Origin of the sequence: Mesorhizobium sp. M7A.F.Ca.CA.004.12.1.1, from assembly GCF_003997835.1 — a bacterium.
Taxonomy (GTDB): Bacteria; Pseudomonadota; Alphaproteobacteria; order Rhizobiales; family Rhizobiaceae; genus Mesorhizobium.
The window spans coordinates 1-407 of sequence record NZ_RZRK01001538.1; the positions used below are offsets into that span (position 1 = coordinate 1).

A 407-nucleotide genomic window follows, 5' to 3' on the forward strand; every position below is an offset into this window, starting at 1 on the left:
ACCGCATCGCTGCCGGCAGCGCCAGTCTGGCCGGCCGCATCGAGTGCGGCAAGTGCTGCCTCGCGAAAACCGCAATACGGATCGAGCAGCGCCAGCGGCAGTTCCTCCTGCCGCGAAGCCAGCCCCTTTTGTGAGCATAGCCATATCATCGGCTCGCGCAGCACGCCGACTTCGTCCGGCGCCGCCGCCTGGCGCATGACGATCGCCAGATCGAGGCCGCCAGACTGCAGCGCCTGCGCCAGTTCGGCGGAGCGGCCGACCCGCAGTTCGATCCTGACGCGCGGATGACTGACGGCGAAGGCACGCAGCAGATCCGGCAGGCCGCTGTCGGCGAAATCCTGCGTAGTGCCGATGGCGACGCGTCCGGCAGCGGCCTGCCGGATCTGCTGCGTGCCTTCGCCGTCAGT

Annotated in this window: 1 protein-coding gene; it reads right to left on the reverse strand. The window is 69.0% G+C overall.

All coding sequences use genetic code 11. From position 1 onward, the window contains the following. A partial coding sequence (locus EN984_RS37445) for a LysR substrate-binding domain-containing protein (RefSeq protein WP_245480224.1) occupies positions 1 to 407 on the reverse strand: 407 nt, incomplete at both ends.